This is a genomic window from Pseudomonas sp. UBA5706, assembly GCF_002419965.1.
Taxonomy (GTDB): Bacteria; Pseudomonadota; Gammaproteobacteria; order Pseudomonadales; family Pseudomonadaceae; genus Aquipseudomonas.
Window position 1 is genome coordinate 96,443 of sequence record NZ_DIHC01000060.1, and the last position, 21,297, is coordinate 117,739.

The 21,297-nt window shown below is 59.6% G+C and carries 6 protein-coding genes; 3 read left to right on the top strand and 3 right to left on the bottom strand.

Translation table 11 applies throughout. From position 1 onward, the window contains the following. Positions 1–163 precede the first annotated feature (163 nt). The 3 genes from egtB (at position 164) to B3I26_RS27275 (ending at position 4,811) form a co-directional block, all read left to right on the top strand. Positions 164–2,311 (top strand): ergothioneine biosynthesis protein EgtB, encoded by a 2,148-nt coding sequence (egtB, locus tag B3I26_RS27265; RefSeq protein ID WP_296262475.1) that lies wholly within the window; start codon positions 164–166, stop codon positions 2,309–2,311. A gap of 247 nt (positions 2,312–2,558) precedes the next feature. Next, entirely contained in the window at positions 2,559–3,656 is a 1,098-nt protein-coding gene (locus B3I26_RS27270; protein WP_296262476.1) for an enoyl-CoA hydratase/isomerase family protein, read from the top strand. A gap of 3 nt (positions 3,657–3,659) precedes the next feature. Further along, positions 3,660–4,811, top strand: coding sequence for an acyl-CoA dehydrogenase family protein (locus B3I26_RS27275; RefSeq protein ID WP_296262478.1), 1,152 nt, complete (start codon positions 3,660–3,662; stop codon positions 4,809–4,811). Positions 4,812–4,829: 18 nt separating this feature from the next. Here the strand turns inward: B3I26_RS27275 and B3I26_RS27280 are convergent, their stop codons facing one another. From B3I26_RS27280 to B3I26_RS27290, 3 genes are all read right to left on the bottom strand, one after another. Then, on the bottom strand, positions 4,830–10,118 hold the full coding sequence (locus B3I26_RS27280) for a dermonecrotic toxin domain-containing protein (RefSeq protein ID WP_296262479.1): 5,289 nt from the start codon (positions 10,116–10,118) through the stop codon (positions 4,830–4,832). A gap of 321 nt (positions 10,119–10,439) precedes the next feature. Then, positions 10,440–15,746, bottom strand: a complete 5,307-nt coding sequence (locus B3I26_RS27285) for a dermonecrotic toxin domain-containing protein (protein ID WP_296262481.1) — start codon at positions 15,744–15,746, stop codon at positions 10,440–10,442. A gap of 216 nt (positions 15,747–15,962) precedes the next feature. Next, on the bottom strand, positions 15,963–21,266 hold the full coding sequence (locus B3I26_RS27290) for a hypothetical protein (protein ID WP_296262483.1): 5,304 nt from the start codon (positions 21,264–21,266) through the stop codon (positions 15,963–15,965). Between the last annotated feature and the right edge of the window lie 31 nt (positions 21,267–21,297).

Here is a 21,297-nt window from a genome sequence, read left to right on the forward strand (position 1 = left end):
AAGGCCGGTGGCGGCCCGGGTGACCCCTGCATCGTTCGAGCGCCTTTATTAGCCAACGGCCGGGCCGCCTCTTTTTTGGGGCGGCCTGGACACGAGAAAAGCCGTACCGCCTGGCTGTATCGCAGCAGCCTACCGGGCGTCGGCAAGATCCGGAGAAGACCCGATGACGCGCCACTCACGCCAGCTACGCGGAACACCTGTCACCCAGACGCTATACACCCGCTATCAAAGCCTTCGCAGCCGCACCGAACAGTTGGCCGCTCCACTGAGCCCCGAGGACATGGTGGTGCAGTCAATGCCCGACGCCAGCCCGGCGAAATGGCACCTGGCGCACACCACCTGGTTTTTCGAGACCTTCCTGTTGGCGCCTAATGTGCCGGACTACACCGCGTTCGACCCTGCGTTCGGCTACCTTTTCAACTCCTACTACGAAGCGGTCGGGCCACGCCACCCGCGTCCGCAAAGGGGCCTGATGACCCGGCCAGGCGTCGATCAGGTGCGCGCCTATCGCAAACACGTCGACGAGTACATGGCGGCGTTGCTGCAAACCCCGCTGACCGACGAGATGAAGAGCCTGATCGAACTGGGCCTGGCCCATGAAGAGCAGCACCAGGAACTGCTGTTGATGGACATCCTGCACCTGTTCAGCCTGTCGTCACTTAAACCCGCGTATGACCCGGCCTGGCCGAAAGACGCTGCCGGTCGTCGTGGACGGTTCAAACCGCTGAGCGCCGGTCTTACGCAAATCGGCCACGGCAGCAGCAGCTTTGCCTTCGATAATGAGGGCCCGCGGCATACGACGTATCTACAATCTTTCGAGATCAGCGATCGGCTGGTCACCAATGGTCAATGGCTGAGTTTCATTGCCGACGGTGGCTATCACACCGCAGCGCTGTGGCTGTCCGAAGGCTGGACACTGATCCAGGAGCAGGGATGGAACGCGCCGCTGTACTGGCAGCATGACGACAACGGCTGGAAACGCATGAGCCTGCGTGGCCTGGAGGACATCGACCTTGGCGCGCCCGTCACCCATATCAGCTACTACGAGGCCGCCGCCTTTGCGCTTTGGGCCGAAGCACGGCTGCCCACCGAAGCGGAATGGGAAGCGGCCGCTCGCGCCGGGCTGCTGGAACAGGTCGATGACGTGGCCTGGCAGTGGACGCAGAGTGCCTACAGCGCCTATCCCGGCTTTAAACCTTCGACCGGTGCAGTTGGCGAGTACAACGGCAAGTTCATGGTCAACCAAATGGTGCTGCGCGGTGGCGCCAGCGTGACATCGCCCGATCATTGCCGGCTGACCTATCGTAATTTCTTCCCGACCGACAAACGCTGGATGGTCGCCGGGTTACGCCTGGCTCGCGACAGTCGCCAGCCAGGCGTGGTCAACCCCAACGACAGCGAATTTGCCCGAGACGTGGTTGCCGGGCTGTCGGAACCGAACAAGAGCGTGTCGCCCAAGTACTTCTACGATGCCGCCGGCTCCGAGCTGTTCGAAGCGATTTGCCGGACGCCCGAGTATTATCCGACCAATGCTGAAACCGGGCTGCTCAGAGGCATTGCCACGCAGATCGCCGCGTCCATACCCGAAGGGGCGGCACTGGTTGAGTTCGGCAGCGGCGCCAGCGAAAAAACCCGACTGGTGCTCGATGCCGCCCCCCATATCGCCGTTTATGTTCCGATCGACATCAGCGCCACGGCGTTGAACAAGGCGGCGCAGGCGCTGCGCCAGCGGTACCCCAAGCTGGTGGTGGCGCCTCAGGTGGACGATTTCACTCGGGTGCTGACGCTGCCCAAGCAAGCCGATGGCCACACCCGCGTCGGTTTCTTCCCAGGATCGACCATCGGCAACTTCACCCACGAGCAAGCCGCGCAGTTCCTGCGTTGCGCTCACGGTGTATTGGGCGAGCACGCGCAATTCATCGTTGGCGTGGACATGGTCAAGGCGGTCCAGACGCTGGTCGCGGCTTACGATGACGCCGAAGGCGTCACGGCACGCTTCAACAAGAACCTGCTGACCCGTATCAACCGCGAGCTGAGCGCCGACTTTAACGTCGATGCATTCAGTCACCTGGCGCAGTGGAACGCCGATCAGTCGTGCATGCAAATGCATTTGGTCAGTCGAGTCGAGCAAGTGGTGACTGTCGCTGGCCAGCGCTTTCATTTCGCCGCTGGAGAACGGCTGCACACGGAGAACTCACACAAGTTCACCGTTGAGTCCTTCACCCAACTGGCAGCCAGTGCCGGGTGGACGGTAAGGCAGTGCTGGGTCAGTGAAGCTCCGCAGGTGGCGCTGTTCAGTTTGCAGGCCTGACCGCGATGAGCTTGCAGGCGTTGACGCAGTCCCCGGTAGCAGCGCAACCATGCTGTGGCCGTATCTGCCGGGCCAAAGGTCGTAGCGCAGCCAAGCATGCACCCATGCAAACTTGCATGTTCGCTGTGCACGATTCTTCATTGTCATTTGCAAAATTGCGCTGTTAGCATCCCGGTTGAACCTCACGGAGTGCGGCTTCTTTTCGATCGCCCATACCAGTAAGAAAAAAAACAACAGGGAGTCAGCGATGACGGCACAGGTAGCATCGGCCGAGTCTTCAGGCCAGGAACCGGCTAGCGATACCATTCTGTCCGAAGTACGCAATCACATCGGCCACATCACCCTCAATCGGCCGCAAGGCTTGAATGCGATCAATCTGGACATGGTCCGCCAGATGCAGCTTCAACTTGATGCGTGGGCCAAGGACGACACCATTTACGCCGTAGTTCTGCGCGGTGCCGGAGAAAAGGCCTTCTGTGCAGGCGGCGATATCCGGTCGCTGTATGAAAGCTTCAAACACCAACAGACCGACCATCAGGACTTCTTCGTCGAAGAGTACGCCCTGGACCTTACCTTGCATCATTACCGCAAACCCGTCGTCGCGCTGATGGACGGCTTTGTGCTGGGCGGCGGCATGGGCCTGGCCCAAGGCGCCGATCTGCGCGTGGTGACAGAGCGTAGTCGTTTGGCCATGCCGGAAGTCGCCATCGGCTATTTCCCGGACGTCGGCGGCAGCTATTTCCTGTCACGAGTGCCGGGTGAGCTGGGCATCTACCTGGGCGTGACCGGTGTGCAGATCCAGGCTGCCGACGCGCTGTACTGCGGACTGGCCGACTGGCACCTGCAAAGCGGACGGCTGGAGGATCTGGATCGACAACTGGACGCGCTGAAATGGGAGCTCACTGCGCTCAAGGACCTGCAGGGCGTGCTGGCCAAAATTGCTGTGCAGCACCTGCCCGACCCGCCGCTGCAGCGACTGCGTCCGGCCATCGACCACTTCTTTGCTCTGCCGGATGTGCCCAGCATCATTGAGCAACTGCTGCAAGTGACCGTATTCGACACCCACAGCTGGGCCGTCGACACCGCCAACCTGATGAAAACCCGCTCCCCACTGGCGATGGCCGTGACCCTTGAGATGTTGCGCCGAGGCCGTCATCTGCCACTGGAAGCCTGTTTCGATCTAGAGCTGCATCTGGATCGCCAGTGGTTCGAGCGTGGCGACGTGATCGAAGGCGTACGCGCCCTGATCGTAGACAAAGACAAGAAACCGCAATGGAACCCGCCCACCGTACTGGCCCTGGATGCCGAGCACGTGGCGAGTTTTTTCAGCGGTCATGAGGCCTGACCCATGCAAGACCTAGAGTTGACCGAAGAACAGATCATGATTCGCGACATGGCGCGGGAGTTTGCGCGCAACGAAATCGCGCCCCACGCCCGAGCCTGGGAACAGGCCGGCTGGATTGACGACGGGTTGGTGGACAAGCTCGGCGAATTGGGTCTACTGGGCATGATCGTCCCCGAGCAATGGGGCGGCACCTACATCGACTACGTGGCCTATGCACTGGCGGTCGAAGAAATCTCCGCCGGCGATGCGGCCACCGGCACCCTGATGAGCGTGCACAGCTCAGTAGGCTGCGGCCCGGTCCTGAACTACGGCAGCGATGATCAAAAGCACCAATGGCTGGAAAAACTTGCCAGCGGCAAGGCCATCGGTTGCTTCTGCCTGACCGAACCCCAAGCCGGATCCGAAGCGCACAACCTGCGCACCCGTGCCGAGCTCAAGGATGGCGACTGGGTGCTTAACGGCGCCAAACAGTTTGTCAGCAATGGCAAGCGTGCGCAGTTGGCGATCGTCTTCGCGGTGACCGACCCGCAGCTGGGCAAGAAAGGCCTCTCGGCCTTTCTGGTGCCCACCGACAATCCGGGCTATCGCGTCGATCGCATGGAACACAAGATGGGCATTCGCGCCTCGGACACCTGTGCGGTGACCTTGAGCGACTGCCGCATTCCCGCCGCCAATCTGCTGGGGGAGCGTGGCAAGGGCCTGGCCATTGCCCTGTCCAACCTCGAAGGCGGTCGCATTGGCATTGCCGCGCAATCGTTGGGTATCGCTCGCGCTGCGTTCGAAGCAGCACTGGGGTATGCGCGAGAGCGCGTGCAGTTCGACAAGCCGATCCTCGAACACCAAAGCGTCTCCAACCTGCTGGCCGACATGCACACCCGCATCAACGCCGCTCGCTTGATGGTTCTGCACGCCGCACGCTTGCGTACGGCGGGCAAGCCCTGCCTGTCAGAAGCGTCACAGGCCAAGCTGTTCGCTTCGGAAATGGCCGAATGGGTCTGCTCCAAAGCGGTACAGATCCACGGCGGTTACGGCTATCTGGAAGACTACCCGGTGGAAAAATACTACCGCGATGCACGCATTACCCAGATCTACGAAGGCTCCAGCGAAATCCAGCGCCTGCTGATCGCCCGTGAGTTGCGCCACTACGACCTGTAGTCTTCGGTGCACGGGGCCTCATGGACCCGACACCACATAATTACGGCGTCCCAAACGCAAAATCAGCAAGGTCAATGTGTCGGCGTTCTTGAGCATGATCTTGCTGCGTACGCGGGCATCCGTCAGGAACAACTCCCGTGCCCGTTCCAGGCGCGTGGTCTTGGCGATCCGCAGCACCGTAGCCAGGCCACGATCATCGTCTGCCGTGATATCCCGCAACTTGCCGGTTTCAAGTCGAGTAAAGAGTATGTCTGCGGGGCTGTGATGGGATAACCGGTTTTGCTGAATGTCCTCGATATACGTGCGCATTCTCACGTTCGTAGGATTGTCCTCACGCAACAGATCGGGATAGGGCGCCATCGCTTCGACATAGGCGATGTCATGGGTATCGAGCGCCAGATGCGACAGCTCATGAAGCAGGTTGGCGGCCTGGTAGTGCATGGCGACCTCGAATCCTTCCCTGACGGCCTCCGGCCTGACCGCAAACGCTGGCACGTTGAAGAAACGGTCTGTCAAAAACACGCGCCGTTTCGGGTCTTTTTTCATGACGAAGGCAATCACGGATTCACGCCCCGGGCGATTGGTGCCTACGATGAAACGCGGTGACGAGAACGGCGACAACGAATCATCGGTAAAGGCTTCCAGCATCGTCTTGACCGAGCTTTTCATTTCGTTGAGCAGGTTCTCGTCAGGGCTGGCGACGCCGAAAAAGTCACCCACCAGGCGGCTAACACGAGGGTCCAATGAGTTGCCCTGGCGCAGGTTGAGATTATCCAGGCAGTTCTGCAGGTAGGACCTGGCCTGGAAATGCGCCCGACCGATTCGTCTGGCGCGGTCGCGATACATTGCACGAATCTCAGGCATGCCCATGGCCTCGATGATCAGCCCCTCCTCGGCACCGCGTTGCGCATCTGAGGCACGGAGCTTGGTGACGACACCTCCGCCACCCTTGAGACCCTGATCCAGGACCAGTTGCCACCGCTGGTTGCTGTCAAGTTTGATCTGCGGGCCGAGAGAACCGTCGGCACCGACAATGCTCCACGTCCCCTCCTCAGGCAAACCTCTGACGCGGTATACCTTACCGTTCACCACCGCATAAGGCGTGGCGTCTTTTTTGCTCATAAAGAGATTAAGCAGCTTGTCGTGGCGCATTTCGTTGAGCGCTACGCCCTGCGCTTCCAGGCGCTGCAGACGTATCTGCTGTTCAGGGTCCAAACGGGCCACGGTCCAGGAATAAGGCGAGGACGGCTCATCTTCATTGGGCTCAGCCGGTGAGGAGTCCGTGCCGATCGGGTCAATGGACGGCGGCTCTTCGACTGCCTGCTCGCGAGCGGCAACCACTGCGCCCACGGCGGCGGTGAACTCCGAGAGTGCCTTGCCCCAGCGGTGTCCCGAAGCCGAGACCGCCGAGGCGTGAAACAGCGAGTGACTCTGCCAGAGCGTCACCAGCGCCCCCAGTTTGCTCGGCAGCAGCGTCAGGGCCTGTCCCAATCCCAGCGCCGCGAGGAAGGCTCTGCCCGCATGATCCACCTGCGCATTGGTCACGGTGTTGGAGATGCTCGCGTTGAGCAATAAATCGACGGTGCCATTGAATAGCTCCTGCAACGCATTGCCATTGATCTCGGTGATTCCCAGCGCGACCGGGCCTGGTCTGCGCAGTGGAACATCGAAGTCAAACAGTCCAACGGAAGATGCCAGATGCGGCTCGGTAAAGCCGCCATTTGCGTAGCGTCTATGCACCGCTGGGTCGAGGCGCTCAAGCACCAGTTTCTGCAATGCGCGGTCCTGGCGGATATCGGCTATCAGTGCCGCTTGACTCGGGTATTCGCGGAAAATGAAATCGGCGTAGATGGCATAGAGCAGTACAGGGCCGGCGCCGGGCCACGCCGGCCCTATCACGTAGAGCCCGGCCACGGTGTCCGGCGCCATCCCCGGATCAGCAACCAGTTGTAGCGGGCTGATGATCACCCGCACGCCCGCTACAGGCTCACGGGCAATACCGTCAGGCATCTCGAGCACTCGCGAAAGGAACGCATACGCTTGGGCGCTCAGCCTGCCCTGAAGTTTTTCAGGAAAAGCCGTTCCCTGAAGCAGCGACGGTAGCAGGTCTATAAAAAGACGTCGGCGCTGGGTGAATTGGGGTTCGTCAGGCGTAAAGGCCTTACGCAACAGCACCCGATAACCGGCACCTATGTCCAGGCGTCTGGTCAACCGTCGTATATAGTAGGGCGTCAGTAACCGCTCGGCATGGGGTTGTTCGACCGAGCTTATGGTCAAGGCAGCGTCAGGCTCCTCGACGAAACGGTTGATCGAATACTCGGTCAGCGTTTCCTGATGCTCGACCGTGGCAGCGGGCATAATGAAAGGCAATTCCCCCGCTGCCGGAACAGCGCTGACATAGCGACGCGAAACCACCGTGATCTGATCGGGGTTCAGCAGCTCCTCGGGGAAGTCCTTGAGCAGTTCACTGGCCAGTTGGTCGAACGCATAATCGCGCAGCGCGGGAATATCGAACAGGAAATCCTTGCCACCTTCGCTGGCCAGGTAATTACGTCTGAGGATGTTGTAGTAGATACTCAGATCGCTGTTGGATATCGCGGTCATCCACGAAGGCAGCATTGCATTGAAAATGCTGTGAGCGATTCTGACCGACAGCCCATCGAGCATGCGGGTCAGATGTTCGTCCGATTCGGTCATCCTCGCAGAGTGGCGGAACAGGCCTGCCTCGAACCGGCACCGTACAGCACGCAGGCAAAGCTGTCTCAGGTCTTGTCGTTCACGTGCGTGTACACCTTGTTGCAGCGCCTGCACAATGTGCCCGTCAATCCTGCGCAGCTCGATCTGCAGCTGGTTGGCCGACGCACTTAACAAGTAATCACACAACACCGTGCGATCACGTTCTCCCAGCAGCGCCAGCCAACGCTCGTGATAGCGGCCATGCAGTTTGCGCTGCAAGAGGTGCTTGAGGGCCTCGATCGAGGCGGTTTGCTGCCAGCCCTGCATGGGAGTCCAAAGTATGACCGGGCTGCCCGGCAGTAATGGCCGATTAAGCACCATCGTGTCGCACAACAGAATCGGCGGGTGGTCGCCACACGTCAGCCAAATTGAAAAAGCCTCCGTCACATCCCTCCCCAGTGCGCTGCGCAGGGCACGCACAGGCCGGTCCAGCGCCTGCCGGAGCACGTTGACGCCGACCGGGTCGATGCGCTTCTCGCGTATTCCCAACGCCAGATCCAGACGCATGGCGTCCTCACGCAGGCGCAGGGTCGCTGTGGCGGGCCGCCATTGTTGATTACCCTGTCGCCGGAGTTCGAAACGCGATTGCTCGAAACGCTGCAGATAGCGGTCGATGAACGTCGTGACCATGGTCTCCAACATGTGATTGATCAGATCTGTCTTCAGGCGCGCAGGCACCTGAGACGTCCCTAGTACAGCGTGAGCGCCTGAGGGGAGGAACCGGGAGCGATGACCGCTGACACACTCCAGCAGAAACGACACCAGTTTCATCGAGGCCCTTTGTAGCGATTCACTCACGGGGGCCGCGTGCGACTCGACATCGGATGGATCGACAGGCGCTGACTCCAGCCATTGCACACGAATGTCATCGGCACATGCCGGTCCCTTGACCAACACACATATGTACCGCTGCAACGCTTGCTCGGCGAAGTCGATCAAAACGCTATCCATTTGCCGCAGATGCTGAGCGCGCAAGTCCAGGTCCTGGGATTGCTCCACCCAGGATGCCGCAAGGCCTTTGTGGGGATCTACGTCCAGTTCGGTCTGACTGATCGCGGTGCTGTTGCCTGTCAGGCCGGGCGATTGGGCAATGATCAAATCGTCGGACTGCTCGATCCAGACCTCGGCGAAGTTGAGCGGCAGGTCCCGGCACCAGCGTCCCGCATTGAATTGCAGTTGCCGAGGGTCAAGCAGTTGGCGAATGTCCAACGCATCATCGAGCATCGCCGTGACCTGTTCCGGGGCGCTAGGCAAGGCCATGGCGTAGGCAAGGTTGCGCGCCTGCAAGGCAATGATCGAATCGACACGATCGGCAAACACCGGGGCCTCGATTTCGTCGAGTTCGACCTGCAGCTGACCCTGCGCCGACAGGATCGATTGGTCCGGCAAGGCCAGCGCCGGGCGAAGCTGTAAGCGTCCCTGTGCCGAGGAAAAATACGCGGACAACGCTGCACGATCGGCGAATCTGATCAGCCGATGGTCGGGCGAAAACCACACCACCTGTCGGTCAGCGCCCACCCGGGAACGTATGAGGAAAGTGCCACCCAGCGGACATGACGCGCCCCCTGCGCTAAGGGTCAAGCGACTGCAAAGTACATTGCTGGCCGACAGAATGCCCGTTTCCGACTGCACCAGCGGCAACAACGTCTTAAGCATCGTCGTGGTCAGCGTGTCGTCGTGCAACAGACCATAGAGTTCGTGACGAAAGCTGTTGTTGAGGCTCTCGACGGCCAGATCACGACACGTTCGCTGGTCACTCCAGGTGCGCCTCCAGAATGCCCTGAGCAGGACCATGTATTGTTCGCCCACCCCTGCCGCCGCATCGGTTAATGCCTGGGCACATAACGCTGCGTCGGCAGCGTTGACCACCACCCCCCGGGCATCGAGAAACTGCCGAGTCACGCCTTGCGCAAGCCGGACCTTGCAGCTGTCATCGAATGTCGCCTGGGCCAGTGTCTGGGTGAACGGAACCTTTTCCGTATCAGCGTTTTCCTCAGCAACGAGCTGCAGCAGATGTGTTTCGGGGTCGATTGAAAGGTGCGGCACTGTCCGACGCAATTGTCGACGCAACGAATCGATGGAGGCATCGAGCAATGAAGGAAGCCGCTTCAACTGCAATGTCAGTTGCTCGATGTATTGAACCTGATGGTCAACAATGGCCAACATCTGTGCGCGGAACGGATCCCCTTCGATTTTCTCGCACTCGAACACGCGCTCGACGTTGCCCCGGGCAAATCGGGTGCGCAACGCATCTAGCAGCACGATGCGATTGTCTAAGACCTCGATACCGTTGGCCAACGTATACAGATAGACCTTTGAATCATTGGGCCGGGCATGGCTGAAAAGCAGCGCCGCCGAGAGTTCGAAAGGCTTGATCGAGCCATCGTTGAAGATCAGCCGATCGACCCTGACCGGGTCCGGTCCGCCGCTGACCAGCGGGCGGGCCACATCTTCGAGCCACAGTTGCTCCTCGACCCTTAACCTGCCGCTCTGCAGTGCATCGGCGAGTTGATCGATGAAGCGCTGCCTGAGCGATGCGCTGTGGAAATAATTGACGGTCGTGATAGACATCTAAGCTCCTTTTTGCGTGAACGACCCTGCCCGGCCGGGGCACCGGTGCGGGTAGCATTGACGGGAGCGTAAGGAGGAAAAATCGACGGGATGCGCTACATAGTGCTGTGCAAGATCGCGGGTATTTCGGGTTCACTGGTTGCGCACTCCCGCGGCCAACGCCCTGGGACTGCTACAGCGACTGGCCGGTGCGCCGTTCGACAAGCAGATACTTGCCGAAGGCGCGGATCCTATGCGCTCAAAGACCTCAGCGAAGTTGCCGGGCCAGCGATTGCACGCCGCCAGAATGCCTGCGCGCAGGCAAGCCTGGTAGTCGCATCGTCATGGGCTCGGCGCTACATAGTTCTGTCGCCCCAAACGCACGATCAACAGAGTCAGGGAATCGGCGTTGGTGAGCATGATCTGGCTGCGCTTGTTCACATCGGTGAGAAACACCGTCCGGGCGTCGTCAAGGGTTCTGCTGCCGGTGATGCGCAAAATCCTCGAATAACCAAGGGCGTCCTGACGGGTGATGTCCCGCCATTGTCCCTCGTCCAGGAGTGTGAACAGCTCGTTCTTGCGGGTGCGGTGGGAAAAATGATAGTCATGCAGACGCTCGATCTGCGCCCTTATCGTAAGGTTGTTGGTGGTGTTCTGACGAAGCAGATCAGGATACGGCGCATTGGATTCCAGATAGGCAATGTCTTTTGTATCCAGCACCACGTGCGATAACTCATGGATCAAGGTGGCGGCCTGAAAATGCACCGAGGCATCGAAACCAGCGGCAGCCGCTTCGGGTCTGAGCCGAAAGACCGGCGTGCGGAAAAACTGCTCCGTCAAGAACAAGCGCTTTTGCGGATCGTCCGGGACAATAAAAGCGGTGACACGCTCACGGCCCTGGCGATTGGAGCCCACCACGATCCGCGGTGATGAGAACGGCGATAACGAAGCGTCCAGAACGGCATCGAGCAACGCCTTCGTTGCGCTCTGGACCTGGGTCAACAGGTCCTGGCCGGGCTGGCCTGTGCCAAAGAAGTCGCCAATGATCTGCGTGACACGAGGGTCCAGCGGCGTTCCTCGTTGATGCGCATTAAGGTTATCCAGACAATTTTCCAGATACAGCCTGGCCTGGCGGTGCGCCTGAACGATGCGTCTGGCCCGGTCGCGATACAGCAAACGGATTTCGGGCATCCCGCTGGCTTCGATGATTAGCACCTCCTCGGCATTGGAGGTGGCTGACGAGGTGCGCAGGCTGCTGACCACAGGGCCTCCGCCTCTTAGACGCATACTTATATCGAGCTGCCAGCGTTGATTACCGTCGAGTACAAGTTGGGGTCCCGGCGTGCCGTCCGCTCCGACAATGATCCACTTGCCCTGCTCGGCGATGCGCTTGACCTGGTACACCCTGCCAGCCACCACCGCGTAAGGGGTGTCGTCATGCTTGTCCATATAAAGGTTAAACAGCTCGTCGTGACGCAAATCGTTCAGGGCCACGCCCTGCGCTTGCAACCCCTGAAGGCGCATCTGCTGTTCAACGGTCAAGGTGGTACCGCGCCAGGAGAAGTCCGGCAATGACTCCTCCTGTTCCAGATCCGCAATCGCCGCACCGGGCCGGCGACGGGACTGGGCAGGCTTGTCATCGATGGTCTGTTCCCGGGCCGTGACCATAACGCCCATTGCCGCGGTAAATTCCGAAAGCGCTTCGCCCCAGCGATGCCCGGACACCGATACTGCGGAGGCGCGCAACAACGTATGGCTCTGCCAAAGGCTGACCAACGCGGCCAGCTTGCTCGGTAACAGATTCAGCGCCTGACTGAACACCAGCGACGCCAGAAACGTGAGGCCCGCCTGATCGGCTTTCTGATTGGTCACGGAGTTGGACATGCCGATGTCCAGCAGGACCTTGATGGTGTCGTGAAACAGATAACGCAACGCATTGCCCCTGACTTCGGTGATCTCCAGCGAAAGCGGCCCCGGCTTGCGCAACGGGATGTCGTACAGCCCTGTGGCGAATGGCAGATGCGGCTCAACGAACCCGCCGTGCGCATAACGCCGCCGCACCTCCGGTTCGACACGCTCCAGCAGCAAAGCCTGCAATGATTCATCCTTGCGGATATCGTCGAGCAGCGCTGACTGGTCAGCGTATTCACGCAAGGTGAAAGGCGCATGGTAGATCGCGTACAGCACCACAGGCCCTGCATCTGGAGCCGCCGGGCAAATCAGGTAAACGCCATTGACAGTGTCCGAACTCATTCCCGCATCGGCCACCAGTTGCAGCGGACTGAGAATCACCCGAACCCCCTCCACCGGCTCACGGGCGATGCCGTCGGGCATGTCCAGCACCCGCGCGATGAAGTCATACGCCTGAGCGCTGAGTTTGCCCAATACCTTTTCCGGTAGCGCCACCCCTAGCAGCGCCGGAGGAAGCTGGTCGACGAACAGGCGTTTTCGAGTCGCGTAGTGAGCATCCCCTGGGGTGAACGCCTTGCGTAACAGCGCCGTGTACTGCGCCCCTACATCCAGGCGCCTGACCAACTGGCGCAAATAGTCAGGCGTCAGCAGCCGCGCGGCCTGCGGCTGGTCCTTGGCGGTGACACTCAGTGCGGCATCCTGCGTATCGACGAAACGATTGATCGCAAAGTCGGCCAGCGATTCACTGCGCACTTGGGTGGCGGCCGGAACCGCCGAGGGCAGGTCCCCGGCTGCCGGGAACGCACTGACAAAGCGACGCGAGGTGACCGTGATGCCTTCAGGGATCCACGGCAGCCCGGGGAAATCCTGGTTCAACCTGGCGCGCAACTGTTCGAGCGCCAGGTCCTGCAACGTCGGAATCTCGAACATGAAATCCTTGCCGCCATCAGTGGCAAGGTAATAACGGTTGAAAATACCGTAATACAGTTTCAGATCCGGCAGGGTTGCCGAGTTGATCCATGAGGGCAGCATCGCCTCGAAAATACTGTTGTCGATCCTCACCGACAAGCCATCAAGCATGGCGGTCAATTGCAGATCCGGTTCACTTGCAGCCGCAAGCTGGCTAAACAGGTTGGCTTCCAAACGAGAACGTACAGCACGCTGACACAGCACTTGGAGGTCCTGCTGCTTGCGGTTGAGCACCGCCTGCTGCATGGCTTCGATAACGTGCCCCTCGACCCTGTCGAGTTCAAAGATGATTTGATTATCGGAAATCCTCGACAGATGAGTTCGCACCCAAGCGCGGTCTCGCGCCCCGAGCAGCACCAGCCAGCGTTCGCGATGAACCCCGTTAAGGTTTCGCTGCAAGACGGTTTTCAAACGCTGCACCGACGCGTACTGACGCCAGCCAAACTCGCAGCTCCAGAGTAAGACGGGACTGCCCGGTTCAAGAGGCTGCGTAACTACGATCGTGTTGCTCAGAGAGGCTGCACAGTGGTCGGCAGTCCTGAGTGAAATGGAAAACGCTTCCGTAACTGCTCCCCTCAGCGACGCTCGCAATGCACGATCAGGTTGCGTGAGTATCTTTGAGGCCATTTCACTGGCCATGTCATTAAGCCTGGCTTGACGCGCTCCCAGTACCAGATCGAGGCGCATTGCATCTTCTCGAAGGCTGAGCGCCTCCCTGGACGGCTGCAACTGCTCATCACCCTGTCGCAAAAATTCAATGCGTGAGGCTTTGAAGCGCTGCAGATAGCGCTCGATAAAGCCAGGCGTCAGCTTGCCCAGTGCGCGATTGATGAGGTCCATATGCACCGGCATTGGTGCTCGCTCCACGATGAGTTGCGCGCTGACAGTCAGGACCGCGGCGCGGTGACCGCTGACACATTCGAGCAACAGCGCCACCAGCCCCATCGACATCAACTGCTGCGATTCACTCACCGGGACGGCGTGAGCCTCCACGTCCGAAAGATCGACAGGTGCGGACTCAAGCCATTGCACACGGACGTCCTTGGCGCGCACGCGGTCTTCGGTCCATGCGCACACATAGTGCTGTAACGCCTGTTCGGCAGTGTCGTGCAGAAAGTTATCCAATTGCCTGAGGCGATCGGCGCGGACATCGAAGGCCTGCGCATATTGCATCCAGGACGTGCCCCGGTCTTCGTTGCCCCGATCGGTACCCGAGCCGGTATCCGGATCAGTCGGGTTGGTCGAAAGACTCTCCCCTGCTCCGGCAGGCACTTGAGAGTCGGCAGCCGTACCGCGCGCAGGCTTGATCCATACCTCGAAGAAGTTGAACGGCGCGTCTTGCCGCCATCGACCGGCATTGATCTGCAATTGTCGCGGATCGAGCAACTGGCGAATATCCAAGGCGTCGTCGATCATCGCCGTGAACTGCTCGGGCGCGGCGGACAACTGCAGCACATGCATTAGATTGCGCGCTTGCAGGGCAATGATCGAATCGGCGCAATCAGCACTTATCGGGCCTGGAATTTCTTCCAGTTCGACCTGTAGCGAGGCTGCATTGAGCAGACCGGGCTGATCTTCAAGCGCCAGTGCCGGACGCAGTTGCTCACGTCCTGGCACGCTGACGAAAAAGGCCGCGAGCGCAGCAAGATCCGGGAAGCGGACCCATCGGTGATCAGTCGAAAACCAGAAAAGCGTATCGGCGGTATCGTCCTTGTCTCCTACAACGAATGTGCCAGCCAACACGTGCGATTTGCCGTTGCCCGTGCTGACGCTCACCCGCTGACACTGCAGGTGACTGCTGGCAGATGGGGTGCCCGCAGATGACTGCACCAGCGCCAACAGGGCCTGGAGGGTGTCCGGGCTCAAGGTCTCTTCATGCCGACAGCGATAGAGCTGGCGACGCAAGCTGTCCTGGAGCGTGCTGATGACCAGATCGCGGCGGGTGCTCGAACCCATCAGCGGTTGTGTCCAGAATGCGCTGAGCAATTGAGCATAGTGCGCGCCCACCTGTGACGCCGCCCCGGCAAATGCTCTTGAGAACAACGCGCTGTCGGCAGCATTGACCAGGTGTCCCTGTGCATCGAGAAAGCGCCGCTTGAAGCCATTGCCATACTGCGCCTTACAACTTTCATCAAACGCCGACATTGCCAATGTCCGGGTGAATGTCGTCAGTTGCGCATCGTTACTCGCATCCGGAACGAGCTGTAACAGGTGCGTTTCGGGATCGATCGCCATATGCGGAAGCAGTTCACCCAGCTGGCGGGTCAAGGAGGCTGTCGATGCGTCCAGCAAGGTGGGTATCAGTTTGAGCTGTGCGGCCAATTGTCCAATATGGTCAACCTGCTGATCGACAATCGCCAACATCTGCGCCCGGAAGGGATCACCCTCGATTTTTTCGCACTCGAAAATCACTTCCTCATCACCGCCGGCGTACCGATCGCGCAACACGACCAGCAGTTCGTGGCGATCCTCAAAAGCCTCGATGCCATTGGCCAGGCTGTACAGATAGGTCCGACGATTGTCGCTTCGGGCATGACTCAACATCAGCGCCGCGGCGAGTTCGCCCGCTCCCGCCGACGCCGTGTTCAAAAGAATCCGATCGATCCTTACCGGATCCAGATTGCTGGCCGCAGTGGAGCAGGTAACGCTCTGCAGCCATAGTCGCTCCTCGGCCCGAAGACAGTGACTGTGCAGCGCTTCATCGAGCATCCGCAGATAGCGCTGCTGGAGCGAAGCACTGTGAAAATAGTTGAATGTCGCGGTAGACATGGAGAACTCCTCATTGCACGAACCGCCCATGCCCGGTTCGGTACCGGGCATGGGCGAGATGCCAAGGAGCGTAAGGAGAAAAATCGTACGGGTTGCGCTACATAATGCAGTACCTGTCGATCGACATTTCGGATTCAATGGCTCGGCGCGCTTACCGGCTGTCCATGCGCCATCCTGATAAATCGTGCAAGCGGCCAACGGCCAACGGTTGATGGCTCAACCGTTTGGACTCGCGTAATTGTGCCGCCCCAGACGCGCTATAAGCAGTGCCACCGAGTCGGCATTCTTGAGCATCACCTGGCTGCGCTTGTGGACATCGGCCAGAAATATATCCCGCGCCTGGTCCAGCGTCCGCGCGCCAGTGATTCGCAGGATGGACGCAAATCCAAGTCGATCCCCATGCTTGATCGCGCGCCATTTGCCATTATCAATCCGGGTGAACAGGTCTTTTTTCAACGTGCGATGGGACAGTCGGTGATCCTGCAGACGCTCTATCTGGTTGAATCTTCGCAGTGCACTGGAGGTGTTCTTGGGCAACAGATCCAGATGAGGCGAACTGGCCTCCAGATAAGCGATGTCCTTGGTATCGAGCACCAGATGGGACAGCTCATGGATCAGCGTCGTTGCTTGATAATGAACCGGTTGCCTGAACCCCTGAACCCTTGCTTCAGGCCTGAGCCGGTACAGGCGTACATTGAAGAATCGCTCCGTCAAAAAGATACGCTTGCGCGGATCTGCGGGGATCACGAAGGCCGTAACCCGTTCGGTGCCCGGACGGTTGGAACCCACGATGAAACGGGGCGATGACATCGGCGACAAGGACGGATCCATCAACTCGTCGAACAGCGTCTTGATGGTGCTTTCTACGCGGGTCAGCAATTGTCCGTCAGGGCTCGAAGTGCCAAAGAACTCGCCAAGGATCGTTGCTACGCGCGGATCTGGCGCAGTGCCGTGCGGGTTTGCATGGAGGTTGTCCAGACAGTTTTCGAGGTAATGCCGGGCTTGCACATGGGCCTCTTCGATATGCCTGGCCTGCGCACGATAGCGCGACCGAATCTCAGCCATACCCGTGGCTTCGATGCTCAACACATCCTCGGCCGTGGACATCGTGATCGACGATTTCATAGACGCAACGATACCGCCGCCGCCTGCGAGGCGCAGATTCAGATCCAGCTGCCAATGCTGATTGCTGTCGAGTAACAGCCGTGGCCCGGCATCGCCGTCAGCGCCGATAATCATCCATCCTCCCTCTTCGGGTACTGGCTTGATCTGATACACCTTGCCAGCCACCACGGCGTAACGATTCTTGTTGGCCGGGTCCAGGTAAAGATTGAGCAAGCTGTCGTGACGCATCTGGCTGAGGGCTACGCTCTGCGCTTCCAGCCCCTGAAGGCGCATCCGCTGCTCGGCGGTAAGGGAAGTCGAGCGCCATGAAAAAGTCGGTGCCAGTGGATCTTCCTCGACCGGGACCAGCTCCGAATCGGTGCTGCCGGGTGTTGAATGGCGGCTGTCCTCGTTCGCTTGCTCGCGGGCCGAGACCATGACGCCAAGTGCTGCGGAAAACTCTGAAAGGGCTTTGCCCCAATGATGTCCCGATATCGAGCGGACCGACTCCCGAAGCAGCGTGTGACCTTGCCAAAGCGTCACCAGCGTGGCCAGCTTGTTGGGTAACAGGCTCAGTGCCTGATTCAGTACGAACGTTGCCAGAAAGGCTCTTCCTGCCTGATCGACCTGTTCGTTGGTCACCGCCTGGGCGGCGCCCATATCGAGCAACAGCTTGCTCGTGCCCCGGAACAGCGCATGCAGGGCATTGCCTTTGATTTCGGCAACGCCCAATGCAACCGGTCCGGGCCTGTGCAGCGGCAAGTCAAAATCGAACAAGCCGACCGAAGAGGCCAGGTGCGGTTCGCTGAAACCGCCATGGGCGTAGCGCCGCAGCACATAGGGATCAACGCGCTCGAGCAACAGTTTCTGCAATGATTGATCATCACGCATAGCTTGCACCAGTGCCGTTCGGTTAGCGTATTCGCGGAACGTGAACCCCGGGTGGTAGATGGCGTACAGCACTACCGGGCCTGCATGAGGGTCCGCCGGGCAGATCAGATAAACCCCAGCCACCGTGTCCGGCTTCTTTCCCCTATCGGCGATCAGTTGCAGTGGGCTGATGATGATCGGCACGCCGTCCACGGGCTCACGGGCAATGCCGTCGGGCATGTCAACCAACCGCGAGACGAAGTCACACGCCCGGGAGCTGATTTTTCCTTGAATCTTTTCGGTCAGTGCCACCATTTGCGTTAAAGGTCGCATCTGTTGAATAAAGAAGCGCTCGCGCGCGGCATACGCGGCGTCAAGGGGCGACAACGCTTTACCCAGTTGCTCCATATAAGCAGCGCCCACGTCCTGTCCCCGGACCAACTGGCGCAGATAGTCGGGCGTGATCAACTGCGCGGCCTGCGATTGGCCTTCGGGATCGATACTCAGGGCAGTATCGCGCGCATCGATGAAGCGGTTGATCGCATACTCGGTCAACGACTCACGTTGCGTGATAGTGGCGCCAGGCACTGCGGACGGTAATTGACCCACAGGCGCAATGGCACTCACATAACGACGCGACGTCACGCTGATCTGATCAGGGTCCAGCGTCTGATCGGGGAAGTCCTTGCGCAGTTGCGCCATCAGCCGTTGGCGAGCCATGGTCTGCAAGGAGGGCACGTCAAACAGAAAATCCCTGCCACCGTCACTGGCCAGGTAGAAACGCTTGAATAGCGCGTAATACGACTTCAGGTCGGCCATGGATGCCTGGGTTAACCACGACGGCATCAATGCCGCGAAAATGCTGTCGGCGATTCTCAGCGACAGACCATCCAGCATGGGGAACAGCGGTGCGCTCAGTTCGATGGCATGTGCAAGCCGGCTAAACAACCCGGCCTCGAACCGGCAACGTGCAGCGCGCAGGCAAAGTCGGCGCAGCGCCTGCTGCTGGCGAAGCAAAGCCGCCTGTTGCAAGACCTCGATGGCATGCGCATCGATGCGCTCCAGACGGGCGACGACCTGATTATCGGAAGGCTTGGCCAAGTGAGTTTTCAATAACGCGCGGTCATGATCGCTCACCAGCGCCAGCCAACGCCCGGGGCGGGTTTGCCGAAGTTCGAGCTGCACCGCCTCCTGCAGGGCTTGAATCGAGGCGAATTTCCTCCAGCCTACCGAGCCGCGCCAAAGCATGACCGCACTGTCCTGTTTGAGCGGCTGTCTAATGACCAACGTATCGCAAAGCATCACCGCATTGTCGTCGTAGACCAGCGAAAGTGTAAACGCCTCCGTCAGGTAGCCGCTCATCGCCGTACGCAACGAACGAATCGGCCGATCCAGCACTTGGCAAACCATGCGCACAGCAGCGCCGTCGAAACGACCCTGGCGCTTTCCCAATGCCAGATCCAGCCGTATGGCATCCTCGCGCAGATTGAACGCTTCTCTGGTCGGCCGTATGTGCCGATCGCCATACCGCTGAATCTGGACACGCGAGTTCTTGAAATGACGGACATAACGCTCATCGAATCCGGCCGCGACCTTATCCAGCATGTAGTTGACCAACTGGATCGGAACCGCCATGCCTGGCGCCGAATCGATCCGGACCTGCGCCCCGGCAGGCATGGTAGCCGCGCGGTGGCCGCTGACACGCTCCAGCAGCAACGACACCACATCCATGGAAACCAACTGTTGCGATTCACTTACCGGTGCGGCATAGATTTCGACGTCCGATGAGTCGACAGCCGCCGACCGCAGCCACTGTACGCGAATGTCGCGGGCTCGCAGAGGGACGCCGATCAACACGCAGACGTAGGGCTGCAAAGCATGCTCGGCACAGTCGAGCAGCATATTGCCCAAACCTCGCAGGCGTTTGGCTCGCCCATCTAACGCCTGCGCCAACTCCAGCCAGGACGCCGACAGAATCATCCTCGGCCGGGTATCGCCAGCGCGCTCGTCATGCGGATTGGATGCGACATTACCCGGGTGAGCGAAACCAGACGTGGGAAGCGAAACAGCCGCGAAGGGCTTGAGCCAGACGTCATGGAAGTTGAACGGCGACGCCTGCCGCCAGCGCCCGGCACTGATTTGCAGCTGCCGCGGATCGAGCAGCTGGCGAATGTCCAACGCATCATCGATCATGGCTGCCACTTCTAAAGGCATGCTGTGCAAACCTGTCACATGCACAAAGTTACGGGACTGAAGGGCGATGATCGAATCAACCCGATCAGCAAACACTGGTCTGCGGATTTCTGTCAGCTCAAGTTGCACGTGACCCGCCTGCTGCAGCACCGGCTGGTCCTCGATAGCTAACCCGGGCCGAAGTTGCTGACGCCCATGCGGCGTTTCGAAATAACGAGCCAATGCCGCCATGTCACTGAAGGTGTGCAAGCGGTGGTCAGCACCAAACCACAGTAACGAGCCGTCAAGGTCATTGCCATCGCGGACCGCAAATGTGCCAGCCAACGTATAGGCAGTGCTACTGCCGACCTGCACGGTCATTTGATGGCATCGCATGGCGGTGTTTGCAGGGTGGTCCCCCGAGGCCCAGTTCAACAACGGCGTCAACGCGCTGAGTACCGTCGGATCAAGCGTGCCATCATGGCTGTGCCGGTAAAGATCACGGCGCACGCTGTTTTGCAGATTCAAGATCGCCAGTTCGCGGCGTGTACGATTATCGCTCAGGGGATCGTCCCAATAGGCCCTGAGCAACTGCCGATAGTGGCCAGTCACGCCATTGGCCGCCTTGCTCATGGCTTGGGGAAAAAGCGCCGAGTCGACAGCATCGGCGTCCCGTCCCTGGGTGTCGAGGAATCGTCGCTGGAAACCCTCCTCGATTTTAAGATTGCAAAAGTCATCCAGGGTCGCCTGGGTCAGCGTCTGGGTGACCGGTGTCGATTCAACATCCCCTTTGGAAATGCCGACGATCTGTAGCAGATGGACCTGTGGGTCGATCGACATGCTCGGAAGCGTCTGCCGCAACTGTTCGGTAACCGAAGCATTGACCGCCTGCAGCAACGTGGGCGTGAGCTTAAGCTGTTCGCTCAAGTGTGCGAGTTGTTGAACCTCATGCTCGACGATCGCCAGGGTCTGAGCGCGAAAGGGATCGCCGTCGATTTTCTGGTACTCGAACAGCACCTCGGCATCGCCGTGGGCAAACCGGGTACGCAGCGTCGTCAAAAAAGCGTGACGATCACCGAAGGCCTCGACACCGTGGGCCAGGCTGAACAGATAAACCTCGGGGTTATCGGTCAGGCCATGGCTCAACAGCAGGGAAGTGCACAGCCCGAACGGCCTGAGCGTGCCCTGATTGAGCATGAGGCAGTCCGCCCGTACCGGATCGGGACCACCCAACACCAGCGGACGGGCCAGATCCTGAAGCCACAATCTCTGCTCGGCATGCAGACGGTTGTCGTGAAACGCCTCGTCAAGGGCGTCAATAAAGCGCTGCCTTAGCACGGCACTGTGAAAATAACGGGAAGTAGCGGTTGGCATTCAAGCTCCTTAGATCAAGCTTGCCCAAGCC

Bases quoted from the DNA above. Each gene is read 5' to 3' on its own strand.
- egtB (WP_296262475.1), top strand. From the start codon at position 164: ATGACGCGCCACTCACGCCAGCTACGCGGAACACCTGTCACCCAGACG.
- B3I26_RS27270 (WP_296262476.1), top strand. From the start codon at position 2,559: ATGACGGCACAGGTAGCATCGGCCGAGTCTTCAGGCCAGGAACCGGCT.
- B3I26_RS27275 (WP_296262478.1), top strand. From the start codon at position 3,660: ATGCAAGACCTAGAGTTGACCGAAGAACAGATCATGATTCGCGACATG.
- B3I26_RS27280 (WP_296262479.1), bottom strand. From the start codon at position 10,118: ATGTCTATCACGACCGTCAATTATTTCCACAGCGCATCGCTCAGGCAG.
- B3I26_RS27285 (WP_296262481.1), bottom strand. From the start codon at position 15,746: ATGTCTACCGCGACATTCAACTATTTTCACAGTGCTTCGCTCCAGCAG.
- B3I26_RS27290 (WP_296262483.1), bottom strand. From the start codon at position 21,266: ATGCCAACCGCTACTTCCCGTTATTTTCACAGTGCCGTGCTAAGGCAG.